The sequence below is a fragment of the Ilyobacter polytropus DSM 2926 genome, assembly GCF_000165505.1.
Classification (GTDB): Bacteria; Fusobacteriota; Fusobacteriia; order Fusobacteriales; family Fusobacteriaceae; genus Ilyobacter; species Ilyobacter polytropus.
In genome coordinates, this window is the sequence record NC_014632.1 from 1974072 (window position 1) to 1996419 (window position 22348).

Here is a 22348-nt window from a genome sequence, read left to right on the forward strand (position 1 = left end):
ATTTTACCTTTCCAGATCTTTTGTTATTTTGTGAGCTATTCCAGATATACTTCCTGCTCCCATAAAAAGGAATACTGTTCCATTTTCTTTGTCTTCCATAAGGACAGAGAGATTATCTTCGTTTTTTTCCACTCTTATATTCTTGTGCCCGGTTTTCTCAGCCAATTTTTCTATTCCAACTCCAAATTCATCTTTTTCTCCTGCAGAAAAAACAGGCAAAAGAAGCACCTCATCAGCATTGTCAAATACCCCTTTAAATTCTTCTAGAAGAAACTTTACTCGACTGTATCTATGGGGTTGAAATACAGCCACAATTTTCCCTTTTTCTATGCTTCTAGCTCCCTGCAGAGTTGCTTTTATCTCTGTAGGATGGTGGGCATAATCATCTATTATTTTCACATTTTTATCGTAAAGTATGTCGTATCTTCTTTTGGCTCCTTTAAAAAATTTGAGCATTTTTTTCATCTCTTCTTTTTCTACCCCATATTTGTGAGCGAGATAAATCACCGGAAGAGAATTTGACACATTATGCTCACCAGGAACAGATAAAACAAACGTTCCTAAATTTTCTCCGCAAACAGTTACCTCATAATGAATTTTAGAATCTTCAACTCTTATATTTGAGGCATATATATCTGCATTATTATTTTTTAGACTATAGGTTTTTATTTTTTCTTTACCCTTAATTACTTTTCTGATATTTTCACAATCTATATTTACGATAACCTCGTCCTTTGTCTTGTCTATAAACTCTATAAATGACCTTTCTATATTTTCAAGAGAACCATGGTTTTCCAAATGATCAGCCTCTATATTTGTTATTATAGAAGTAAAGGGATTAAGATATAGAAAAGAGTTGTCACTTTCATCGGCTTCTGCTATAAATAACTTCGAGCTACCTGCCTTGGCATTTGAATTTATTTCAGGAAGTATTCCACCTACTACAATGGTAGGATCAAGTGAAAGCATTGCAGCTCCCAACATAGAACTAGTGGTTGTCTTACCGTGAGTTCCGGCAACTGCTATACCCTGCTCTTCGTTCATGAGAAGTGCTAGAAGCTCCCCTCTTTTTATTACCTCTATACCGTTTTTCATTGCATAGTCATACTCTGGGTTTCCCTCTTTTATAGCACTTGATCTGACCACTAGACTGCATCCCTTTAGGTTGCTGCTGCAGTGGTATTCAAATATTTCTATGCCTATTTTTTCCAATTCCTCTGTCCTGTGGTTTCTGTTTAAGTCTGCTCCTACCACTTCATAACCTTTATTTCTCATGACCTTTGCAAGTCCACTCATTCCAATTCCATTTATTCCTATAAAGTAAACTCGTTTCATTTTCTCCCCCATATATCCATAGCCTTCACTATTTTTTCTGCAGCCCTGTCTTTTTTTAGGACCTTTATCCTGGCTCTGATTTTAGCCAATTCGATATCATCTTTTATGAGATCCATAGCTCTTTCTATGGCAATCTCCGCCTCTGAATTTTTATATATATAAGACGCTCCTGTTTCTTCTAAGATTTTAGCATTTTCATACTGTCCCACCTTAATAGACTGGTAAGGAATGAGTATCGAAGGCTTTTCCATTGCGATAAGTTCAGATATTGTAAGAGCACCTGCACGACACACCACAAGATCTGATACAGCCATTATACTCGGCATATTGCTGAAATATGGCTTTATAACATCGTTGGGTTTATATTTATTTAGATTTTGATTTATTGTCTCAAAGTGATTTTTACCGGTAGCCCAGTATATCCTTATTTTTTTCTCTGCCAGTGTTCTCTCCCATTTTGAAAGTATGGCATCATTTATACTTTTAGACCCCAGACTTCCCCCTGTAATGAGAAGTACCTTTTCATCATCCTCTATTTTCAATCTTTCCCTCTCTATTTTTCTGTTTACCATATAGACTTCACTTCTAAGGGGGTTCCCTGTCACCTTAAGTTTTTTATGATATTTTATAGGAAGGTCGTCGTAAGTTTTTTCAAAGGCAAGAAAACTCATCTTAGATAGTCTGTAAAATAATTTATTTGCAAATCCCAGGTTTGCATTTTGTTCCTGGAGATATATTTTCTTCCTTAATATTATACCTGCTAAAATGGCAGGAACAGAAATATAATTTCCAAATCCCAGTATAGCATCGGGTTTTTCCTTTCTCACTATACCTATAGCTTTTATGATGCTCTTGAGCATTTTAAAAATAGAAGCTATATTTTTTAAGGGTTTTACATCTAATCCTATAAATTTATATCCCTCTTGGGGAATCATATCTTTTTCCATTCTGTGGGATGTACCTACAAAGATAGGTTCTACCCCTCTTTTTTTTAATTCTCTAGCTACAGCAAGAGCAGGATATATATGTCCCCCTGTTCCACCTGTTGTCAGGATAACTTTTCTCAACTTTTTTCACCTGCCGTAAAATATTTTTTTACCAACTCTTTAAATGTCTTTCCCCTTACTTCAAAGTTTTTAAACTGGTCAAAACTAGCTGTAGCCGGGGATAACAGTATATTGTTTTTTTCATTGACATCAATTGTTTTTTGAATTAGCCTAACACTGTTTTCCAAATTATTAGATTTTATGATTTTAGACTCTGGATAGCCTCCCTGAATCAATTCCTGTTCTAGCTTATCTGATAGTTCTCCTATGAGGTAAACCCTGCTCACATGGCTTTTAATGGCACTTACAAGGGGTTTTAGGTCAAGTTTCTTGTCTACCCCTCCACATATCAAAATGCACCCGTGATATGCCTCTATGGCCATTTTAGACGATTCTATATTAGTTCCCTTAGAATCATTTATAAAAAGAGAGTTGCCAACCTCTAAAAACCTCTCCATCCTGTGCTCTAAAGTTTTTGTATTATACAGAAAATCTCTTAGCTTTTCCTCTTTTAATCCTATTATCTCGGCAACCGCCCCTATAAATAAAACATTCTCCAGATTGTGTCTTCCCTTTAGGCTGAGTTTTTCCACTGAGATTATGTTTCTATTTTTATAGACTACCCATCCGTCCTCAGGATAAAGGTCGCATCCTTCTTTTCCCTCTAGGGATATCTTCCAGATAGCCGACTTTACTTTCTCTAGTCTCTTAGATGATTCATGACAGTTCATATTTGCTATAAAATAGTCGTTCGCCTTTTGCTTAGCAGCTATTTTAAATTTGGTGTCATAATAGTCTTCTGATTTTTCGTATCTGTCTAGATGATCTGGAGCCAGGTTTATCACCATGGCTATATCAGGTCTAAATTCCTTTACATTTTCTAGCTGATAAGAACTTAACTCTAGGACTATATAATCAAGATCTATATCTTCTGCCACAAGGTCTGCAAAAGATCTTCCTATGTTTCCTGCAAATTCACATTTATATCCACAATATTGAATCAGTTCTTTTATTTTAGTCGTCGTAGTTGTTTTTCCATTTGTTCCCGTGACAGCTATAATCTTTGGATTTTTTATTTTTTTCTTTATGTATCTGTATGCAAGCTCTACCTCATCTATTACAGGTATATTCAATTCAAAGGCTTTTTTTACCAATTCTGTATAAGGAACTCCCGGACTTTTTATAAATAACTCTATCTCCGGAAGAATCTTCAAAGCTTCTTCTGATGACATAGCCTTTTTGTCATCCACCAATATTACTTTATATCCATTTTTTTCCAATAATTTTTTAGCGCCTAAACCGCTAACTCCCGCTCCGAAAACAAGGGCTTTACTCATCGACTTCATCTCCAACCAGTTTTATTTATATTAGATAAAAACAATACTTTTCTTTGAAAATAACCCAAGAAAAATATTTTTCTCACCTTACAATTATAACCACGGGAGTTCCCGTGGTTATTACTTTTAAAATATACCTCTCATTTTTACTACTCCTAGAGCCGCTATTCCACACATAAGGGCAACGATCCAGAATCTCATGGTAACCTTTGTTTCTGGAAGGCCGTCTAGCTCAAAATGGTGATGTATAGGGGCCATCTTAAATACCCGTTTTTTTCTGACCTTAAAGGACCCTACCTGAATTATTACTGAACAGGCCTCTACTACAAACACTAATCCTACAATAGGAAGTAGAAGTTCCTGCTTCAAAAATATCGCCACAAGACCTAAAATTCCTCCAAGTGTCAGAGAACCTGTGTCACCCATAAATATCTGGGCTGGATAAAAATTATACCATAGAAAACCCAAGCCTGCGCCTATCATACTAGTAAGATAGACAGTCATCTCTCCTGCACCGCTTATATAGTATAGGTTGAGGTATTGACTTAGCTCTATATGACCGGTAAAGTATGCCACTGCCCCTAAAATTGCAGATGCTATAATTACAGGCATTATCACCAGTCCATCTAATCCGTCTGTTATATTTACCGCATTAGAAGTTCCTGTGAGTATCAAAATTATAAAAAGAAGCATGACAAAGGCTCCTAAGTATACAATAGGTCCAGAAAGTACAGGATTAATTATAGAAAGGTCTAGGGCTTTATCTCCAGTGAGACCCATTTTCAGTATAAATCCCCATGCCAAAAGTGCTATTGCACCCTGTCCCATCATCTTCTTTTTTCCAGACAGTCCCTTTTTACTTTCTGTAAACTTTTTATAGTCATCTACAAATCCTATGGCACTAAAAAGTATCATACATAGTAAAAGCATCTCTATAAATTTATTTCCCAAATCCGATATTATTAAGTTGGTTATCACCATCGATCCAACTATAAGGACTCCTCCCATTGTAGGGGTCCCCTTCTTTGAAAAGTGGCTTTCCGGACCTTCTTCTCTTATAGATTCACCCATTTTATTTCTTTTCAAAAACTTTATAAATGGTTTTCCAATTAGAATTACTATTACAAAGGAAACTATAAACCCTAAAAAAGCCCTTAGATATATTGATTTAAGCCATGCCAAAGTATCAATATTTTTTGCAAGATAATAAAGCATTTAATTCTCCTCGTTATTTAATTATTTCCTCTAACTTCATCCCTCTAGATCCCTTAAGAAGTATAACCGATTTTTCGTTTATTGACTCTATTTTTTTAGAAATCAAAATCTTATCTTCAAAATAATAGACTCTTTTATCATCTTGGCATACTGACCAAAGGTTTTTCATCTCTTTTCCATACAAAAATATATATTCTGCTTTGGACTTCTTGAGATAATATTTTATGTTCTTATGATACTCTTCGCTTTTTTCTCCTAGTTCAAGCATATCTCCCAATACAATTATTTTACAGGCTCTTTTATTGTATAACTTGTCAAAGGTTTCAATAGCGAGTTTCATAGAAGTAGGGTTGGCATTGTAAGCATCATTTATATACAGTTTTTTTCCTTTTTCTATTTTCTGAAATCTCATAGGAGTAAGTTCTACTCCTTGGAGACCTTTCTCTATTTCAGACAGAGATAATCCCATTTCCAAGCCCAATACTACTGCAAATGAAGCGTTTATAACATTATGCTCTCCGTTTATAGGTATCCTATATGTCTTTCCTGCAAGTTTAAATTCAGCACCCTTGTCATTTTCAATGAATTCTGATATTTTAAAGGTGTTTTCGTCGCCGTATCCTACTTTTATCCCATGAATATCTTTTAGATAATAGTCATCTCCAAATACAATTGTATTTTTACTGTGAACATATTCTAATAATTCCCCCTTGGCTTTAAAAACATTTTCCTTGTTTTTAAGATACTCTAAGTGAGACTCTCCTATATTTGTTATAATACCGTAGTCTGGAAGTGCTATACTACACAAGAGGTCTATCTCTCCAAAATCACTCATTCCCATCTCAAGTACTAGTACCTCATCCTCTGGTTGGGCATTAAGAATAGTATAAGGCAGTCCTATGTGGTTATTGTGATTACCTTGTGTTTTTTTTGTTCTAAATCTTTGTGATAAAACAGAGTAAATTATATCCTTGGTCGTTGTTTTACCATTGCTCCCTGTTATTGCCACGACCTTTGTTTGGTTACTTTTTCGGTAATCTCTTGCTAATTTTTGCATAAAGTTCACGGTATCTTCTGTGAAAATAGTATTTTCATCTTGAATCAATAAATCTTTCCTGTCATATATGACAAGTACCGCACCATTTTTGATAGCTTCTTCCACATGGTTATTTCCGCCTTTTATGGCAAAAAAAAGAGAGCCCTTTTTTACCTCTCTGCTATCCATGCAGACATCTTTTATATCCATGCTCTCTAGTATTTTTTTTTCTGGAAAATAATCTCTTAGCAAATCTATAATTTTCATTTAATTTACTCCTTGATTATATTATTTTTATCTTCGTCAATTAATGACCGGTGTGCTCCTTCTGAAATTTCAAAGCAAAATCGTATAATGAATCATATACCTCTGTTGTAGACTCTACCTTAAACTCTTCTTTTTTTCCGTGTCCTGTCCTAACTAGAATGCCTCTCATACCCAGATTTTCTCCTGCTTTTACATCTGACATCTTATCTCCGACTACCAAAGAGTTATTAAAGTCTATATCTAGATCTTTCTGAGCCTTTAAAAACATTCCTGGTCCAGGCTTCCTGCAATCACATTTTTTATTATACTTTCCGATACCTTTATCTGGATGATGCGGACAATAATAAAAACCATCTATTTCTCCGCCTGTTTCCAATGATTTCTTTTTAAGAAAACTGTGAAGGTTTTGGACATCTTCTTCTGTATAATAACCTCTTGCCACTCCAGACTGGTTGGTTACAACCACTACCAGATATCCCAGCTCCTTAAATATTTTTATAGCTTCTAAAGCCCCTTTTTCAAATTCAAAATCCTCAACTTTATAAAGGTAATCTTTTTCTATGTTTATATTTCCGTCTCTATCCAAAAAAATACACTTTCTCATAAAGCTCCTTTTAAAATTTTTCATCTTAATCTCTTCATAAATACTAAAATGTTAGCATTCATCCAACTTTTCAATTATATAGGATTTTTGTATTTTTTTCAATTAAAGCCTTTATTTATGAGAAATTATTCCAAAAAATAAAAAAAAGCTTGGCAAGTACCTATCCTCCCAGAGGGCTGCCCCTCAAGTACTTTCAGCGTATGCAGGCTTAACTTCTGGGTTCGGAATGTGACCAGGTGTACCCCTACAGCTATTCTCACCAAGCTATATAAAAAAATTATTATTTTGTAATGGCGCTTCCAGCTGGACTCGAACCAGCGACAACGCGATTAACAGTCGCGCGCTCTACCAACTGAGCTATGGAAGCACATATTTAAAAGCTTGGCAAGTACCTATCCTCCCAGAGGGCTGCCCCTCAAGTACTTTCAGCGTATGCAGGCTTAACTTCTGGGTTCGGAATGTGACCAGGTGTACCCCTACAGCTATTCTCACCAAGCTGTTATCAACATTTATATATTGATATCATATTCTTTTGTCTGTCATGGACATTCAAAACTATATAGTAGATTTAGGTTAAGACTTCGACATATTAGTATTGGTCAGCTAAAAACCTCACGGTCCTTACACCCCCAACCTATCAACCTCCTAGTCTCGAAGGTGTCTTAGTTCATATAGAACAGAGTACTTATCTCAAAGCTGGCTTCCCGCTTAGATGCTTTCAGCGGTTATCCGTTCCAAACGTGACTACCCAGCTGTGCCACTGGCGTGACAACTGGTACATCAGAGGTTTGTCCATCCCGGTCCTCTCGTACTAAGGACAGATCTTTTCAATACTCTTGCGCCTGCAGTGGATAGGGACCGAACTGTCTCACGACGTTCTGAACCCAGCTCACGTACCGCTTTAATGGGCGAACAGCCCAACCCTTGGGACCTTCTCCAGCCCCAGGATGCGATGAGCCGACATCGAGGTGCCAAACTTTGCCGTCGATATGGACTCTCGGGCAAAATCAGCCTGTTATCCCCAGAGTAGCTTTTATCCGTTGAGCGACGACCCTTCCATTCGGAATCGCCGGATCACTATGTCCTGCTTTCGCACCTGCTCGACCTGTCAGTCTCGCAGTCAAGCTCCCTTATGCCATTGCACTCTTCGGTTGATTTCCATCCAACCTGAGGGAACCTTTGAACGCCTCCGTTACTCTTTCGGAGGCGACCGCCCCAGTCAAACTGCCCACCTAGCACTGTCTCCATGCGTACAAAGCACAGATTAGAATTTCAAAATTACGTGGTTGGTATTCCACCAGCGACTCACACACAGCTAGCGCCATGCCTTCATAGTCTCCCAACTATCCTATACACGTAATGCCAAAACCCAATACCAAGCTACAGTAAAGCTTCATGGGGTCTTTCCGTCCTACTGCAGGTAACCGGTATCTTCACCGGTAGTACAATTTCACCAGGCCTCCCGCCAAGACAGCTCTCAAGTCATTACACCATTCGTGCAGGTCGGAACTTACCCGACAAGGAATTTCGCTACCTTAGGACCGTTATAGTTACGGCCGCCGTTCACCGGGGCTTCAATTCGGAGCTCTCACTCCTCCTCTTAACCTTCCGGCACTGGGCAGGTGTCAGCCCATATACATCGCCTTTCAGCTTAGCATAGACCTGTGTTTTTGCTAAACAGTTGCTTGAGACTCTTCACTGCGGCCACCAATCGCTTTAGTTCGCTTGTAACTATCACAATCAGTGGCACCCCTTCTCCCGAAGTTACGGGGCCATTTTGCAGAGTTCCTTAGCGAGAGTTAGCCTGTACGCCTTAGGTTTCTCACCCTGAACACCTGTGTCGGTTTCGGGTACGGGCGGTTATAATTTAACGTTTAGAAGCTTTTCTCGGCAGCGTGGGATTTGCACCTTCGTCCGAAGACTCCGCGTAACACCTCAGATATAACCTGGCGGATTTTCCTACCAAGTCACCCTACATGCTTGCACATGGACAACCGTCGCCATGCGCGCATACCCTTCTGCGTCCCTCCATCACAAACTATAACCGGCGCAGGAATATTAACCTGCTTTCCATTCGCCTACGCAATCTAGCCTCGGCTTAGGTCCCGGCTTACCCAGGGAAGACAAACTTTACCCTGGAACCCTTGTTCTTCCGGCGAGGGGGATTCTCGCCCCCTTTCTCGCTACTCATTCCTGCATTCTCACTTCTGATACCTCCAGGGTCCCTTATCAGTTCCCCTTCAACGGCCTACAGAACGCTCTCCTACCAATCCAACTTAAAAGTTGAATTCCACGACTTCGGTTTATAGCTTAGCCCCGTTACATTGTCGGCGCAGAGACTCTCGACCAGTGAGCTATTACGCACTCTTTAAAGGTATGGCTGCTTCTAAGCCAACCTCCTGGTTGTTACAGAATCTCCACCTCCTTTCCCACTTAGCTATAATTAGGGACCTTAGTCGGTGGTCTGGGCTGTTTCCCTTTTGACCATGGATCTTAGTACCCATAGTCTCACTCCTAAGCTCTAGAACTATGGTATTCGGAGTTTGATTGATTTCGGTAAGCGGTACGCCCCCTAGACCATTCAGTGCTCTACCCCCATAGTTGAACGCTTAAGGCTGCACCTAAATGCATTTCGGAGAGAACGAGCTATCTCCTGGTTCGATTGGCTTTTCACCCCTATACCTACCTCATCCCCCGGCTTTTCAACGACGGTGGGTTCGGACCTCCACTGTGTCTTACCACAGCTTCATCCTGGACAGGCATAGATCACCAGGTTTCGCGTCTACGACCAGCGACTGTATCGCCCTATTCAGACTCGGTTTCCCTACGGCTCCGTTATACTTAACCTTGCCACTGATCGTAACTCGCAGGATCATTCTCCAAAAGGCACGCCAGTCAGTCCGAAGACCTCTGACCGCTTGTAAGCACACGGTTTCAGGTTCTATCTCACTCCCCTCCCGGGGTTCTTTTCACCTTTCCCTCACGGTACTATTCACTATCGGTTAACAAGAGTATTTAGCCTTACGAGATATGGTCCTCGCAGATTCACACAGGGTTTCACGTGTCCCGTGCTACTCGGGAGAGAACACACAACTTAAAGAGTTTACCTGTACGGGGCTATCACCCGCTACGGCGGAACTTTCCAATTCCTTCCAGTTACGTCTTTAAAATTGCCGGATACCTTGTAGTTCTCCAGGCGTTCTTCCCACTACCCCAATACAGCAACGGCTACATCCTTGACACTGTATTGGTTTAGGCTCATCCCCGTTCGCTCGCCGCTACTTAGGGAATCGTTTTTACTTTATTTTCCTCGGGTTACTTAGATGTTTCAGTTCACCCACTTACCTCTTTCGCGCTAGATCTTCAATCTAGCAGGTTGCCCCATTGGGAAATCTGCGGATCAATGCTCAATTGCAGCTAACCACAGCTTATCGCAGCTTATCACGTCCTTCATCGGCTCTTGTTACCTAGGCATTCTCCGTGTGCCCTTAATATCTTAACCTAAATTGTTCATCAGCTAACTCTCTTTCTTGACAATTTTTACTTCGAATGAAATAAATTCATCCTCGAAAATTTCGTCAGAAAAAAAATTTTATGTTGATTTCTCTACTATATAGTTTCCAATGTCCATACATAAAAAAATGGTGGAGATAAGCGGAGTCGAACCGCTGACCTTCGCAGTGCAAGTGCGACGCTCTCCCAACTGAGCTATATCCCCATACCTATGGTGCGTTCGAGTGGACTCGAACCACCGACCTCACGCTTATCAGGCGTGTGCTCTAACCACCTGAGCTACGAACGCGTTTTAGTAATGAGAACACTACCAAATAAATAGAGAAGGTCGTCTGTGCTCCTTAGAAAGGAGGTGATCCATCCGCACGTTCCCGTACGGATACCTTGTTACGACTTCACCCCAATCGCTAATCACACCTTAGGAACATCCCTCCCGTAAACGGGTTAGGCCTGCTACTTCAGGTGCAACCAACTCTCGTGGTGTGACGGGCGGTGTGTACAAGACCCGAGAACGTATTCACCGCGACATTGCTGATTCGCGATTACTAGCGATTCCAACTTCACGCAGTCGAGTTGCAGACTGCGATCCGAACTAAGAACAACTTTCTGAGATTGGCTCCCCCTCGCGGGATCGCGACCCTCTGTATTGTCCATTGTAGCACGTGTGTAGCCCAGCCCATAAGGGGCATGATGACTTGACGTCATCCCCACCTTCCTCCTGCTCGTCGCAGGCAGTCTCGCATGAGTCCCCAACTTAATGATGGTAACATACGATAGGGGTTGCGCTCGTTGCGGGACTTAACCCAACATCTCACGACACGAGCTGACGACAGCCATGCACCACCTGTCACCAAGTTCCTCCGAAAAGGCACCTAAGCATCTCTGCCTAGTTCTTGGGATGTCAAGGGCTGGTAAGGTTCCTCGCGTTGCGTCGAATTAAACCACATGCTCCACCGCTTGTGCGGGTCCCCGTCAATTCCTTTGAGTTTCATACTTGCGTACGTACTCCCCAGGCGGATCACTTATCGCGTTAGCTTGAGCACGGAGGTTCGACCCCCCACACTTAGTGATCATCGTTTACGGCGTGGACTACCGGGGTATCTAATCCCGTTTGCTCCCCACGCTTTCGCGCTTTAGCGTCAGTATTCATCCAGTGAGCTGGCTTCCCCATCGGCATTCCTACAAATATCTACGAATTTCACCTCTACACTTGTAGTTCCGCCCACCTCTCTGATACTCTAGCCTTCCAGTTTCCAACGCAATACGGAGTTGAGCCCCGCATTTTCACATCAGACTTAAAAGGCCGCCTAGACGCGCTTTACGCCCAATAATTCCGGATAACGCTTGCGACATACGTATTACCGCGGCTGCTGGCACGTATTTAGCCGTCGCTTCTTCTGGTGGTACCGTCACTTTCTTCTTCCCACCTGAAAGCACTTTACGATCCGAAGACCTTCATCGTGCACACAGAATTGCTGGATCAGACTTTTAGTCCATTGTCCAATATTCCCCACTGCTGCCTCCCGTAGGAGTAAGGGCCGTGTCTCAGTCCCCTTGTGGCCGATCACCCTCTCAGGCCGGCTACCCATCATCGTCTTGGTAGGCCATTACCCTACCAACTAACTAATGGGACGCAAAGCTCTCCTCTAGCGCATATAGCCTTTCATAGTTCCGCGATGCCGCAGTTCCATAATATCCGGTATTAGCTGTCGTTTCCAACAGTTGTCCCAGTCTAGAGGGCAAGTTCTTTACGCGTTACTCACCCGTCCGCCACCGTACTATCACCCGAAGGTGAATTCCAGTCGACTTGCATGTGTTAAGCATTCTGTCAGCGTTCATCCTGAGCCAGGATCAAACTCTTCATTCAAAAAGTTTATTTAAATCTCTTGCGAGATTATTAACACCTAACTGTGTCCAAATCTTGTTTGGACTTCTTTGTCATCTATGATGACGATTTTGACTTCCTTCTCTATTTAATTGCTAATGTCCTTTTGTTTTCCAAATCTCCAGCTGACTTGCTATCTGAAGTTTCGTCTGTCCTTTTCTCTCGCGGACAAGAAATATAATAACATATCTACAAACTTCAGTCAACACTTTTTTAATTTTTTTATGATTTTTATTTAAAATGCTCTTTAAGCTTGAATTACTTAATTTTAAAAGTAACTATTTTTTAAACTAATTATTATTTAAAAATAACGTGTTCCCAAAAAATAAAAAAAAGCTTGGCAAGTACCTATCCTCCCAGAGGGCTGCCCCTCAAGTACTTTCAGCGTATGCAGGCTTAACTTCTGGGTTCGGAATGTGACCAGGTGTACCCCTACAGCTATTCTCACCAAGCTGTTATCAACATTTATATATTGATATCATATTCTTTTGTCTGTCATGGACATTCAAAACTATATAGTAGATTTAGGTTAAGACTTCGACATATTAGTATTGGTCAGCTAAAAACCTCACGGTCCTTACACCCCCAACCTATCAACCTCCTAGTCTCGAAGGTGTCTTAGTTCATATAGAACAGAGTACTTATCTCAAAGCTGGCTTCCCGCTTAGATGCTTTCAGCGGTTATCCGTTCCAAACGTGACTACCCAGCTGTGCCACTGGCGTGACAACTGGTACATCAGAGGTTTGTCCATCCCGGTCCTCTCGTACTAAGGACAGATCTTTTCAATACTCTTGCGCCTGCAGTGGATAGGGACCGAACTGTCTCACGACGTTCTGAACCCAGCTCACGTACCGCTTTAATGGGCGAACAGCCCAACCCTTGGGACCTTCTCCAGCCCCAGGATGCGATGAGCCGACATCGAGGTGCCAAACTTTGCCGTCGATATGGACTCTCGGGCAAAATCAGCCTGTTATCCCCAGAGTAGCTTTTATCCGTTGAGCGACGACCCTTCCATTCGGAATCGCCGGATCACTATGTCCTGCTTTCGCACCTGCTCGACCTGTCAGTCTCGCAGTCAAGCTCCCTTATGCCATTGCACTCTTCGGTTGATTTCCATCCAACCTGAGGGAACCTTTGAACGCCTCCGTTACTCTTTCGGAGGCGACCGCCCCAGTCAAACTGCCCACCTAGCACTGTCTCCATGCGTACAAAGCACAGATTAGAATTTCAAAATTACGTGGTTGGTATTCCACCAGCGACTCACACACAGCTAGCGCCATGCCTTCATAGTCTCCCAACTATCCTATACACGTAATGCCAAAACCCAATACCAAGCTACAGTAAAGCTTCATGGGGTCTTTCCGTCCTACTGCAGGTAACCGGTATCTTCACCGGTAGTACAATTTCACCAGGCCTCCCGCCAAGACAGCTCTCAAGTCATTACACCATTCGTGCAGGTCGGAACTTACCCGACAAGGAATTTCGCTACCTTAGGACCGTTATAGTTACGGCCGCCGTTCACCGGGGCTTCAATTCGGAGCTCTCACTCCTCCTCTTAACCTTCCGGCACTGGGCAGGTGTCAGCCCATATACATCGCCTTTCAGCTTAGCATAGACCTGTGTTTTTGCTAAACAGTTGCTTGAGACTCTTCACTGCGGCCACCAATCGCTTTAGTTCGCTTGTAACTATCACAATCAGTGGCACCCCTTCTCCCGAAGTTACGGGGCCATTTTGCAGAGTTCCTTAGCGAGAGTTAGCCTGTACGCCTTAGGTTTCTCACCCTGAACACCTGTGTCGGTTTCGGGTACGGGCGGTTATAATTTAACGTTTAGAAGCTTTTCTCGACAGCGTGGGATTTGCACCTTCGTCCGAAGACTCCGCGTAACACCTCAGATATAACCTGGCGGATTTTCCTACCAAGTCACCCTACATGCTTGCACATGGACAACCGTCGCCATGCGCGCATACCCTTCTGCGTCCCTCCATCACAAACTATAACCGGCGCAGGAATATTAACCTGCTTTCCATTCGCCTACGCAATCTAGCCTCGGCTTAGGTCCCGGCTTACCCAGGGAAGACAAACTTTACCCTGGAACCCTTGTTCTTCCGGCGAGGGGGATTCTCGCCCCCTTTCTCGCTACTCATTCCTGCATTCTCACTTCTGATACCTCCAGGGTCCCTTATCAGTTCCCCTTCAACGGCCTACAGAACGCTCTCCTACCAATCCAACTTAAAAGTTGAATTCCACGACTTCGGTTTATAGCTTAGCCCCGTTACATTGTCGGCGCAGAGACTCTCGACCAGTGAGCTATTACGCACTCTTTAAAGGTATGGCTGCTTCTAAGCCAACCTCCTGGTTGTTACAGAATCTCCACCTCCTTTCCCACTTAGCTATAATTAGGGACCTTAGTCGGTGGTCTGGGCTGTTTCCCTTTTGACCATGGATCTTAGTACCCATAGTCTCACTCCTAAGCTCTAGAACTATGGTATTCGGAGTTTGATTGATTTCGGTAAGCGGTACGCCCCCTAGACCATTCAGTGCTCTACCCCCATAGTTGAACGCTTAAGGCTGCACCTAAATGCATTTCGGAGAGAACGAGCTATCTCCTGGTTCGATTGGCTTTTCACCCCTATACCTACCTCATCCCCCGGCTTTTCAACGACGGTGGGTTCGGACCTCCACTGTGTCTTACCACAGCTTCATCCTGGACAGGCATAGATCACCAGGTTTCGCGTCTACGACCAGCGACTGTATCGCCCTATTCAGACTCGGTTTCCCTACGGCTCCGTTATACTTAACCTTGCCACTGATCGTAACTCGCAGGATCATTCTCCAAAAGGCACGCCATCAGTCCGAAGACCTCTGACCGCTTGTAAGCACACGGTTTCAGGTTCTATTTCACTCCCCTCCCGGGGTTCTTTTCACCTTTCCCTCACGGTACTATTCACTATCGGTTAACAAGAGTATTTAGCCTTACGAGATATGGTCCTCGCAGATTCACACAGGGTTTCACGTGTCCCGTGCTACTCGGGAGAGAACGCACAACTTAAAGAGTTTACCTGTACGGGGCTATCACCCGCTACGGCGGAACTTTCCAATTCCTTCCAGTTACGTCTTTAAAATTGCCGGATACCTTGTAGTTCTCCAGGCGTTCTTCCCACTACCCCAATACAGCAACGGCTACATCCTTGACACTGTATTGGTTTAGGCTCATCCCCGTTCGCTCGCCGCTACTTAGGGAATCGTTTTTACTTTATTTTCCTCGGGTTACTTAGATGTTTCAGTTCACCCACTTACCTCTTTCGCGCTAGATCTTCAATCTAGCAGGTCGCCCCATTGGGAAATCTGCGGATCAATGCTCAATTGCAGCTAACCACAGCTTATCGCAGCTTATCACGTCCTTCATCGGCTCTTGTTACCTAGGCATTCTCCGTGTGCCCTTAATATCTTAACCTAAATTGTTCATCAGCTAACTCTCTTTCTTGACAATTTTTACTTCGAATGAAATAAATTCATCCTCGAAAATTTCGTCAGAAAAAAAATTTTATGTTGATTTCTCTACTATATAGTTTCCAATGTCCATACATAAAAAAATGGTGGAGATAAGCGGAGTCGAACCGCTGACCTTCGCAGTGCAAGTGCGACGCTCTCCCAACTGAGCTATATCCCCATACCTATGGTGCGTTCGAGTGGACTCGAACCACCGACCTCACGCTTATCAGGCGTGTGCTCTAACCACCTGAGCTACGAACGCGTTTTAGTAATGAGAACACTACCAAATAAATAGAGAAGGTCGTCTGTGCTCCTTAGAAAGGAGGTGATCCATCCGCACGTTCCCGTACGGATACCTTGTTACGACTTCACCCCAATCGCTAATCACACCTTAGGAACATCCCTCCCGTAAACGGGTTAGGCCTGCTACTTCAGGTGCAACCAACTCTCGTGGTGTGACGGGCGGTGTGTACAAGACCCGAGAACGTATTCACCGCGACATTGCTGATTCGCGATTACTAGCGATTCCAACTTCACGCAGTCGAGTTGCAGACTGCGATCCGAACTAAGAACAACTTTCTGAGATTGGCTCCCCCTCGCGGGATCGCGACCCTCTGTATTGTCCATTGTAGCACGTGTGTAGCCCAGCCCATAAGGGGCATGATGACTTGACGTCATCCCCACCTTCCTCCTGCTCGTCGCAGGCAGTCTCGCATGAGTCCCCAACTTAATGATGGTAACATACGATAGGGGTTGCGCTCGTTGCGGGACTTAACCCAACATCTCACGACACGAGCTGACGACAGCCATGCACCACCTGTCACCAAGTTCCTCCGAAAAGGCACCTAAGCATCTCTGCCTAGTTCTTGGGATGTCAAGGGCTGGTAAGGTTCCTCGCGTTGCGTCGAATTAAACCACATGCTCCACCGCTTGTGCGGGTCCCCGTCAATTCCTTTGAGTTTCATACTTGCGTACGTACTCCCCAGGCGGATCACTTATCGCGTTAGCTTGAGCACGGAGGTTCGACCCCCCACACTTAGTGATCATCGTTTACGGCGTGGACTACCGGGGTATCTAATCCCGTTTGCTCCCCACGCTTTCGCGCTTTAGCGTCAGTATTCATCCAGTGAGCTGGCTTCCCCATCGGCATTCCTACAAATATCTACGAATTTCACCTCTACACTTGTAGTTCCGCCCACCTCTCTGATACTCTAGCCTTCCAGTTTCCAACGCAATACGGAGTTGAGCCCCGCATTTTCACATCAGACTTAAAAGGCCGCCTAGACGCGCTTTACGCCCAATAATTCCGGATAACGCTTGCGACATACGTATTACCGCGGCTGCTGGCACGTATTTAGCCGTCGCTTCTTCTGGTGGTACCGTCACTTTCTTCTTCCCACCTGAAAGCACTTTACGATCCGAAGACCTTCATCGTGCACACAGAATTGCTGGATCAGACTTTTAGTCCATTGTCCAATATTCCCCACTGCTGCCTCCCGTAGGAGTAAGGGCCGTGTCTCAGTCCCCTTGTGGCCGATCACCCTCTCAGGCCGGCTACCCATCATCGTCTTGGTAGGCCATTACCCTACCAACTAACTAATGGGACGCAAAGCTCTCCTCTAGCGCATATAGCCTTTCATAGTTCCGCGATGCCGCAGTTCCATAATATCCGGTATTAGCTGTCGTTTCCAACAGTTGTCCCAGTCTAGAGGGCAAGTTCTTTACGCGTTACTCACCCGTCCGCCACCGTACTATCACCCGAAGGTGAATTCCAGTCGACTTGCATGTGTTAAGCATTCTGTCAGCGTTCATCCTGAGCCAGGATCAAACTCTTCATTCAAAAAGTTTATTTAAATCTCTTGCGAGATTATTAACACCTAACTGTGTCCAAATCTTGTTTGGACTTCTTTGTCATCTATGATGACGATTTTGACTTCCTTCTCTATTTAATTGCTAATGTCCTGTTTTTTTCTTTCCATCCGCCGTTTACTGATATCTTGCGGACAGGAAGTATAATAACATAACTTCAATTATACGTCAATTACTTTTTGATTTTTTTTTAATAAGTTTTAATCAGAAATTCCCTGTCTTCTATAAAAACATATTTAAACACTTATAATATCTACTTTCTATATGATATAATTTAATCTGTTAAAAAGTATCAAAAGAACCTTAACTTTTAAAATTAATCATTTTTTCAGTAAGAATTGGGAGGTCTTCATTGTGCGTATAATTTTTTACATAGCAATTATTTTATTTGGATATATAATGGGAAGTAAAAAACTTTTTCCTGAAAAACTAGAAAACAGGCTTTCAGCTTTTCAAAATATCTGCCTTCTTTTTCTTTTGGGAATAATGGGATATAAAATAGGTGCTAATAAAGATATCATTAAGAATTTTAGTAATATAGGAATAAAATCTTTAATTATCTCATCTTTATGTATTTTTTTCAGTGTACTTTTTGTAAAAATTCTATGCAGAAACATAAAAAAATAAAAAGGAGTCAGATTTATGATAATTCAGGTAGGAGCCTCTACTATTTTTGGAATTCTTATGGGAATTTTATTTAAAAACACTTTTATAATAAATAATATAGATAGTTTAATTGATATCGGACTTTGTATGCTGCTTTTTTTTGTTGGAATTGATATGGGAAAAAATCAAAATATTTTTACAGAGCTCCAAAAATTTGGATATAAAATACTTTTATTACCTTTGGCCATAATTTCAGGAAGTCTTGCAGGAGGAGTCATCTCTAGCTTCATAACGGATCTCAGTATAGCAGAAAGTTCTGCCATAAGTGCAGGACTAGGATGGTACTCTCTTTCTGCTATTGAACTGTCAAAACACAGTGCCGAACTAGGAAGTGTCGCTTTTCTTAGCAATGTCTTTAGAGAGATAACCTCACTTCTTTTTATTCCATTTATAGGAAAATATATCGGACACAATGAAACTATAGCTGCTGCAGGTGCAACTTCTATGGATACACTTCTCCCAGTCATCACAAAAAGCACTTCTTCAAATACCGCTGTAATCTCTTTTTTTACCGGTGTAATATTAAGCTCTTTGGTTCCTTTACTGGTTCCTCTTATAATTGGGTTTAATTAAAGTATTGAATTTCTCCAAAGTTCCGTTACTTTTCTCTTGAAAGAAAAGTAACCAAAAGTTCAAGAATTTTCAAATGTCTAGGAAGTAGATATTTCTTTTATCGCCTTTGTAAGCTACAGTCCTCGGTTCCCTGTGGAACTTATTCTGTAGGACGGCTGAGTGCAGGTTCTTTCCTGTATAAGCCCTGCAACTTGAAAATTCAAAAAATATAAAACCGTATGATCTATCTATAAGAAATAAGCGCAAAGGTTTATCAAAGTTTACTCACTCAAAAAGGGTTTTTAAGTTTTTGGCCATTGATAAAATAAGCGTTAAGAATAACCGCAGTAAAATCCTTAGAAAAAATCGACTGTCTGAGTGCAGCGAGTTTCGAGTTTTTCTTGGATTTTCAAGGTTGTTTAGCTTATTTTTCACAGGCCTTGATTTTTGGTTACTTTTCATCAAGGAAAAGTAACGGAACTTTGGATAAAGTCAGTAATTCATTTATAAAAAAATAAAACAAAATCAGAACTCCCTTTTCTCCTCTAGCATGTCAATATCTAGAACCCTATATTTGCTTCTTCCTATTCTTTCTAGTATCCCTTCATCTACGAACTCCCCTATAACTCTTGAAAGAGAAGGTCTAGCAACTCCAAATAAATTGGCTACGTCCTTTAGAGAAGGTTTGAATAAAAACTCCCCATTCTTTTCATTCTTTAAAATATAGTTTATAAGTTTTTCATTTATACTCTTATTATTGAAAGCGTTCCAAACTTTTGTTGAAAGAAACTGAGCCTTGTTACTTATCTCATCAAGAAAGTTTTTAAGAATTTTTTTATCATCTATCATAAGCTCCATAAGTTCATTCTTTGATATATAGAATATTTCACAGTCTTTCTCTACCAGAAGGTCTACTGGAAATTCAAACTTCTTTCCAAATATAAAGGCACTGGCAATAATCTGTCCCTCGTCTAAATTTCCTATTTTTCTTGTCTCACCAGAATGTTTCATCATCTCAGGATTTAGTTCACCTTTTATATTTATATAAAGTCCGTCTATCTCATCGCCCCTAAAGGCAACTGTCTCACCTTTTTTATATTTTTTTATTTTATACTTTCTTACAGAAAGTTTTTTATCTATCTCCCCTAATGGTATCCCATTGAAAAGTGTCGTTTTCATCAGTTTATTGTAAATTTCATTCATCAGATACTCTCCCTTTTTAATAACTGTCTTGATATTTGATAAAATATACCACATAATCTCTATGTAAGGAGTAAGCGGTCCTCACCATTAAAAAGAAAATTTTAAGAAACAAATTAAAAATCTTATTTTTAATAATGTAACATATGTTACCGAGATTTCTACTAAAGTTTATTATAATTAATCCATAAAGTAAAGCACGGGAGTTTCCCAAAGGAGGAACAAGATGAAATATATCAATGAAAAAATGAATTTAAAAGAAATAATAGAAAAATATCCAGAAACTATAGATTTTTTTACATCAAAGGGATTTAAAGATTTAGACAAGGCAGAGGTAAGAGATAAAGCCGGTAAAATATCCCTTAAACTTGCTCTTTCTATGAAGAAACTAAGCAGTGACACATTTATTGAAATGTTAGAAGAGATCATATCACAAAACAGAGATTCGGCAGATATAACTCTTAACGAAAGCATAAAAAAAGAAGATGGAATAAGTGTAATGGGACTTCTTCCTTGTCCTGTAAGAATACCTCTTTTAGAGGCTATGACAGAATTTCAAAAAGAAAATCCCGAGGCAGTTGTAAATCACGAACTAAAGGCTGCTTCTCAAGGTCTTGATTGGCTGAAAGAAGATGTAATAAAAGCAAACCACCCTGAAAAATTAGCAGATGTATTCATCTCTGCTGGATTTGACCTTTTCTTTGAAGAGGAACTTATGGGAAAATTTAAAAAAGATAAAATATTTAAGGATATAACAGGAGTAAATGAATATAATAAAGATTTCAATAATGAAAAAATCTCATTAAAAGACCCAGAGGGAGATTACTCAATGCTTGCTGTTGTGCCAGCTGTTTTTCTTGTAAATAAAGAGGAACTAGGAGACAGACCTTTCCCGAAATCTTGGAAGGATCTTCTAGACCCTGCATTTGAGAAATCAGTAAGTCTTCCTATATCTGACTTTGATCTGTTTAACGCAATCCTTATAAGCATATATAAAGAGTACGGAGAAGACGCAGTAAAGCAACTAGGAAGAACACTTCTTCAGAATCTGCACCCTTCTCAGATGGTAAAATCTGACAAGATGAAAGTAAACAAGCCTGTAGTTACTATCATGCCTTACTTCTTTACGAAGATGATAAAAGAAGACGGACCTATGGCTGCCCAATGGCCAGAAGATGGAGCTGCAATCTCTCCTATATTCATGCTTACAAAAGAAGAAAAAGAAGAAGAATTAAAGGGACTTGCAGAGTTCTTTGCAGGAGAAAAAATAGGAAAAATTCTTTCTCACCAGGGTCTTTTCCCAAGTGTAAACCCAACTGTAGAAAATAATCTTGGAGATAAAAAATTCATGTGGGTAGGATGGGACTACATCTATCAAAATGATATTGGCGCAATACTTAAGCATTGTGAAGAGATATTCTTCCAAGGTGCAGAGGAGGTAAAATAATGAATTTAGTAACAGTATCTGGACCACCATCATCGGGAAAAACATCATTAATCATAAAAACAATAGAAAGCTTAAAGCAAAAAGGAATTAAAGTGGGAGTAGTAAAATTTGACTGCCTCTATACAGATGACGACATCCTGTATGAAAAAATAGGTGTCCCTGTGAAAAAAGGACTTTCAGGATCCCTCTGCCCGGACCATTATTTTGTTAGTAACATAGAAGAGGTAGTTCAGTGGGGAATAAAAGAGGGAGTAGACCTTCTTATCACTGAAAGTGCGGGACTTTGTAACAGATGTTCTCCTTATATACAGGAGATAAAGGCTGTGTGTGTAATCGATAACCTGAGCGGTATCAACACACCTAAAAAAATAGGTCCTATGCTCAAAACTGCAGATGTAGTGGTAATCACAAAGGGAGATATCGTATCCCAAGCCGAAAGAGAGGTATTTGCCTCTAGAGTAAACTCGGTAAATCCTAAGGCAGTGACTATGCATGTAAATGCACTCACAGGTCAGGGAGCCTATGAATTTGCAGGTCTTATTTATGAAAAAGATGAAGAATTAGATACACTAAAGGGAAAGAAACTTAGATTCTCAATGCCTTCTGCTCTTTGTTCTTACTGTCTTGGTGAAACAAGAATCGGTGAGGAACATCAGATGGGTAACGTCAGAAAAATAGATTTGGAGGATAAAAAATGATAAGTAGAAATTATTTAGAAGTAAAAACAATTGAACATCTCTTAGAAAAATATCCTTTTATCTCAGAATTTCTGACAGATAATCTGGTGGATATAGATGAAAAAGATCAGAGAACACTTCCTGAGTTACTCAACTCTCTTGACGAGGAAACTCTTGAAGAAAAGGCCATAAACCCAGAAGAAA

Annotated in this window: 11 protein-coding genes, 5 tRNA genes and 7 rRNA genes; 4 read left to right on the forward strand and 19 right to left on the reverse strand. The window is 41.1% G+C overall.

Translation table 11 applies throughout. The features are described 5' to 3' along the window. Positions 1-3: 3 nt before the first annotated feature. From murC to ILYOP_RS09445, 18 genes are all read right to left on the reverse strand, one after another. Positions 4-1335 (reverse strand): UDP-N-acetylmuramate--L-alanine ligase, encoded by a 1332-nt coding sequence (gene murC / locus ILYOP_RS09360; RefSeq protein WP_013388287.1) that lies wholly within the window; start codon positions 1333-1335, stop codon positions 4-6. Further along, entirely contained in the window at positions 1332-2402 is a 1071-nt protein-coding gene (murG, locus tag ILYOP_RS09365; RefSeq protein ID WP_013388288.1) for an undecaprenyldiphospho-muramoylpentapeptide beta-N-acetylglucosaminyltransferase, read from the reverse strand. The genes murC and murG overlap by 4 nt, the downstream gene beginning before the upstream one ends. Further along, a complete protein-coding gene (gene murD, locus ILYOP_RS09370) occupies positions 2399-3718 on the reverse strand; it encodes a UDP-N-acetylmuramoyl-L-alanine--D-glutamate ligase (RefSeq protein ID WP_013388289.1) in 1320 nt (439 codons plus the stop codon). The genes murG and murD overlap by 4 nt, the downstream gene beginning before the upstream one ends. 126 nt (positions 3719-3844) lie before the next feature. Next, the gene (gene mraY / locus ILYOP_RS09375; protein WP_013388290.1) at positions 3845-4933 is read right to left on the reverse strand and encodes a phospho-N-acetylmuramoyl-pentapeptide-transferase; all 1089 of its coding nucleotides are present in this window, start codon (positions 4931-4933) and stop codon (positions 3845-3847) included. A gap of 13 nt (positions 4934-4946) precedes the next feature. Beyond that, the gene (locus tag ILYOP_RS09380) at positions 4947-6236 is read right to left on the reverse strand and encodes a UDP-N-acetylmuramoyl-tripeptide--D-alanyl-D-alanine ligase (protein ID WP_013388291.1); all 1290 of its coding nucleotides are present in this window, start codon (positions 6234-6236) and stop codon (positions 4947-4949) included. 40 nt (positions 6237-6276) lie between these two features. Then, positions 6277-6840: a D-glycero-beta-D-manno-heptose 1,7-bisphosphate 7-phosphatase gene (gene gmhB, locus ILYOP_RS09385; protein ID WP_013388292.1), complete on the reverse strand. Its 564-nt coding sequence runs from the start codon at positions 6838-6840 to the stop codon at positions 6277-6279. A gap of 147 nt (positions 6841-6987) precedes the next feature. Then, a 5S ribosomal RNA gene (gene rrf / locus ILYOP_RS09390) occupies positions 6988-7104 on the reverse strand. 27 nt (positions 7105-7131) lie between these two features. Further along, positions 7132-7207 (reverse strand) — tRNA-Asn (locus tag ILYOP_RS09395). Positions 7208-7219: 12 nt separating this feature from the next. Beyond that, positions 7220-7336: ribosomal RNA gene (rrf, locus tag ILYOP_RS09400) — 5S ribosomal RNA — on the reverse strand. Positions 7337-7409: 73 nt separating this feature from the next. Next, a 23S ribosomal RNA gene (locus ILYOP_RS09405) occupies positions 7410-10342 on the reverse strand. A 140-nt stretch (positions 10343-10482) separates the two neighbouring features. Then, a tRNA-Ala gene (locus ILYOP_RS09410) sits at positions 10483-10558 on the reverse strand. A gap of 7 nt (positions 10559-10565) precedes the next feature. After that, a tRNA-Ile gene (locus tag ILYOP_RS09415) sits at positions 10566-10642 on the reverse strand. Between the two features lie 56 nt (positions 10643-10698). Further along, positions 10699-12220, reverse strand: a 16S ribosomal RNA gene (locus tag ILYOP_RS09420). A 353-nt stretch (positions 12221-12573) separates the two neighbouring features. Next, positions 12574-12690 (reverse strand): 5S ribosomal RNA (gene rrf / locus ILYOP_RS09425). Between the two features lie 73 nt (positions 12691-12763). Then, positions 12764-15695, reverse strand: a 23S ribosomal RNA gene (locus ILYOP_RS09430). Positions 15696-15835: 140 nt separating this feature from the next. Next, positions 15836-15911 (reverse strand) — tRNA-Ala (locus ILYOP_RS09435). A 7-nt stretch (positions 15912-15918) separates the two neighbouring features. After that, positions 15919-15995 (reverse strand) — tRNA-Ile (locus tag ILYOP_RS09440). 56 nt (positions 15996-16051) lie between these two features. Continuing rightward, positions 16052-17573: ribosomal RNA gene (locus ILYOP_RS09445) — 16S ribosomal RNA — on the reverse strand. The 16S, 23S and 5S rRNA genes sit together here with 5 tRNA genes alongside, the layout of an rRNA operon. A 383-nt stretch (positions 17574-17956) precedes the next feature. Between ILYOP_RS09445 and ILYOP_RS09450 the strand changes: the two genes are divergently transcribed. Together ILYOP_RS09450 and ILYOP_RS09455 are read left to right on the forward strand one after the other, a co-directional pair. Further along, positions 17957-18229: a LysO family transporter gene (locus ILYOP_RS09450; protein WP_013388293.1), complete on the forward strand. Its 273-nt coding sequence runs from the start codon at positions 17957-17959 to the stop codon at positions 18227-18229. Positions 18230-18247: 18 nt separating this feature from the next. Then, entirely contained in the window at positions 18248-18841 is a 594-nt protein-coding gene (locus ILYOP_RS09455) for a LysO family transporter (RefSeq protein ID WP_041921261.1), read from the forward strand. Between the two features lie 504 nt (positions 18842-19345). Here ILYOP_RS09455 and ILYOP_RS09460 read toward each other — a convergent pair. Beyond that, positions 19346-20023 carry a Crp/Fnr family transcriptional regulator gene (locus tag ILYOP_RS09460; RefSeq protein WP_013388295.1) on the reverse strand — a complete coding sequence of 226 codons (678 nt, stop codon included), beginning with the start codon at positions 20021-20023 and terminating at the stop codon, positions 19346-19348. Between the two features lie 223 nt (positions 20024-20246). Between ILYOP_RS09460 and ILYOP_RS09465 the strand changes: the two genes are divergently transcribed. Then, the gene (locus ILYOP_RS09465; RefSeq protein ID WP_013388296.1) at positions 20247-21467 is read left to right on the forward strand and encodes an ABC transporter substrate-binding protein; all 1221 of its coding nucleotides are present in this window, start codon (positions 20247-20249) and stop codon (positions 21465-21467) included. Next, a complete protein-coding gene (locus tag ILYOP_RS09470; RefSeq protein WP_013388297.1) occupies positions 21467-22165 on the forward strand; it encodes a GTP-binding protein in 699 nt (232 codons plus the stop codon). The genes ILYOP_RS09465 and ILYOP_RS09470 overlap by 1 nt, the downstream gene beginning before the upstream one ends. Positions 22166-22348 lie beyond the last annotated feature (183 nt).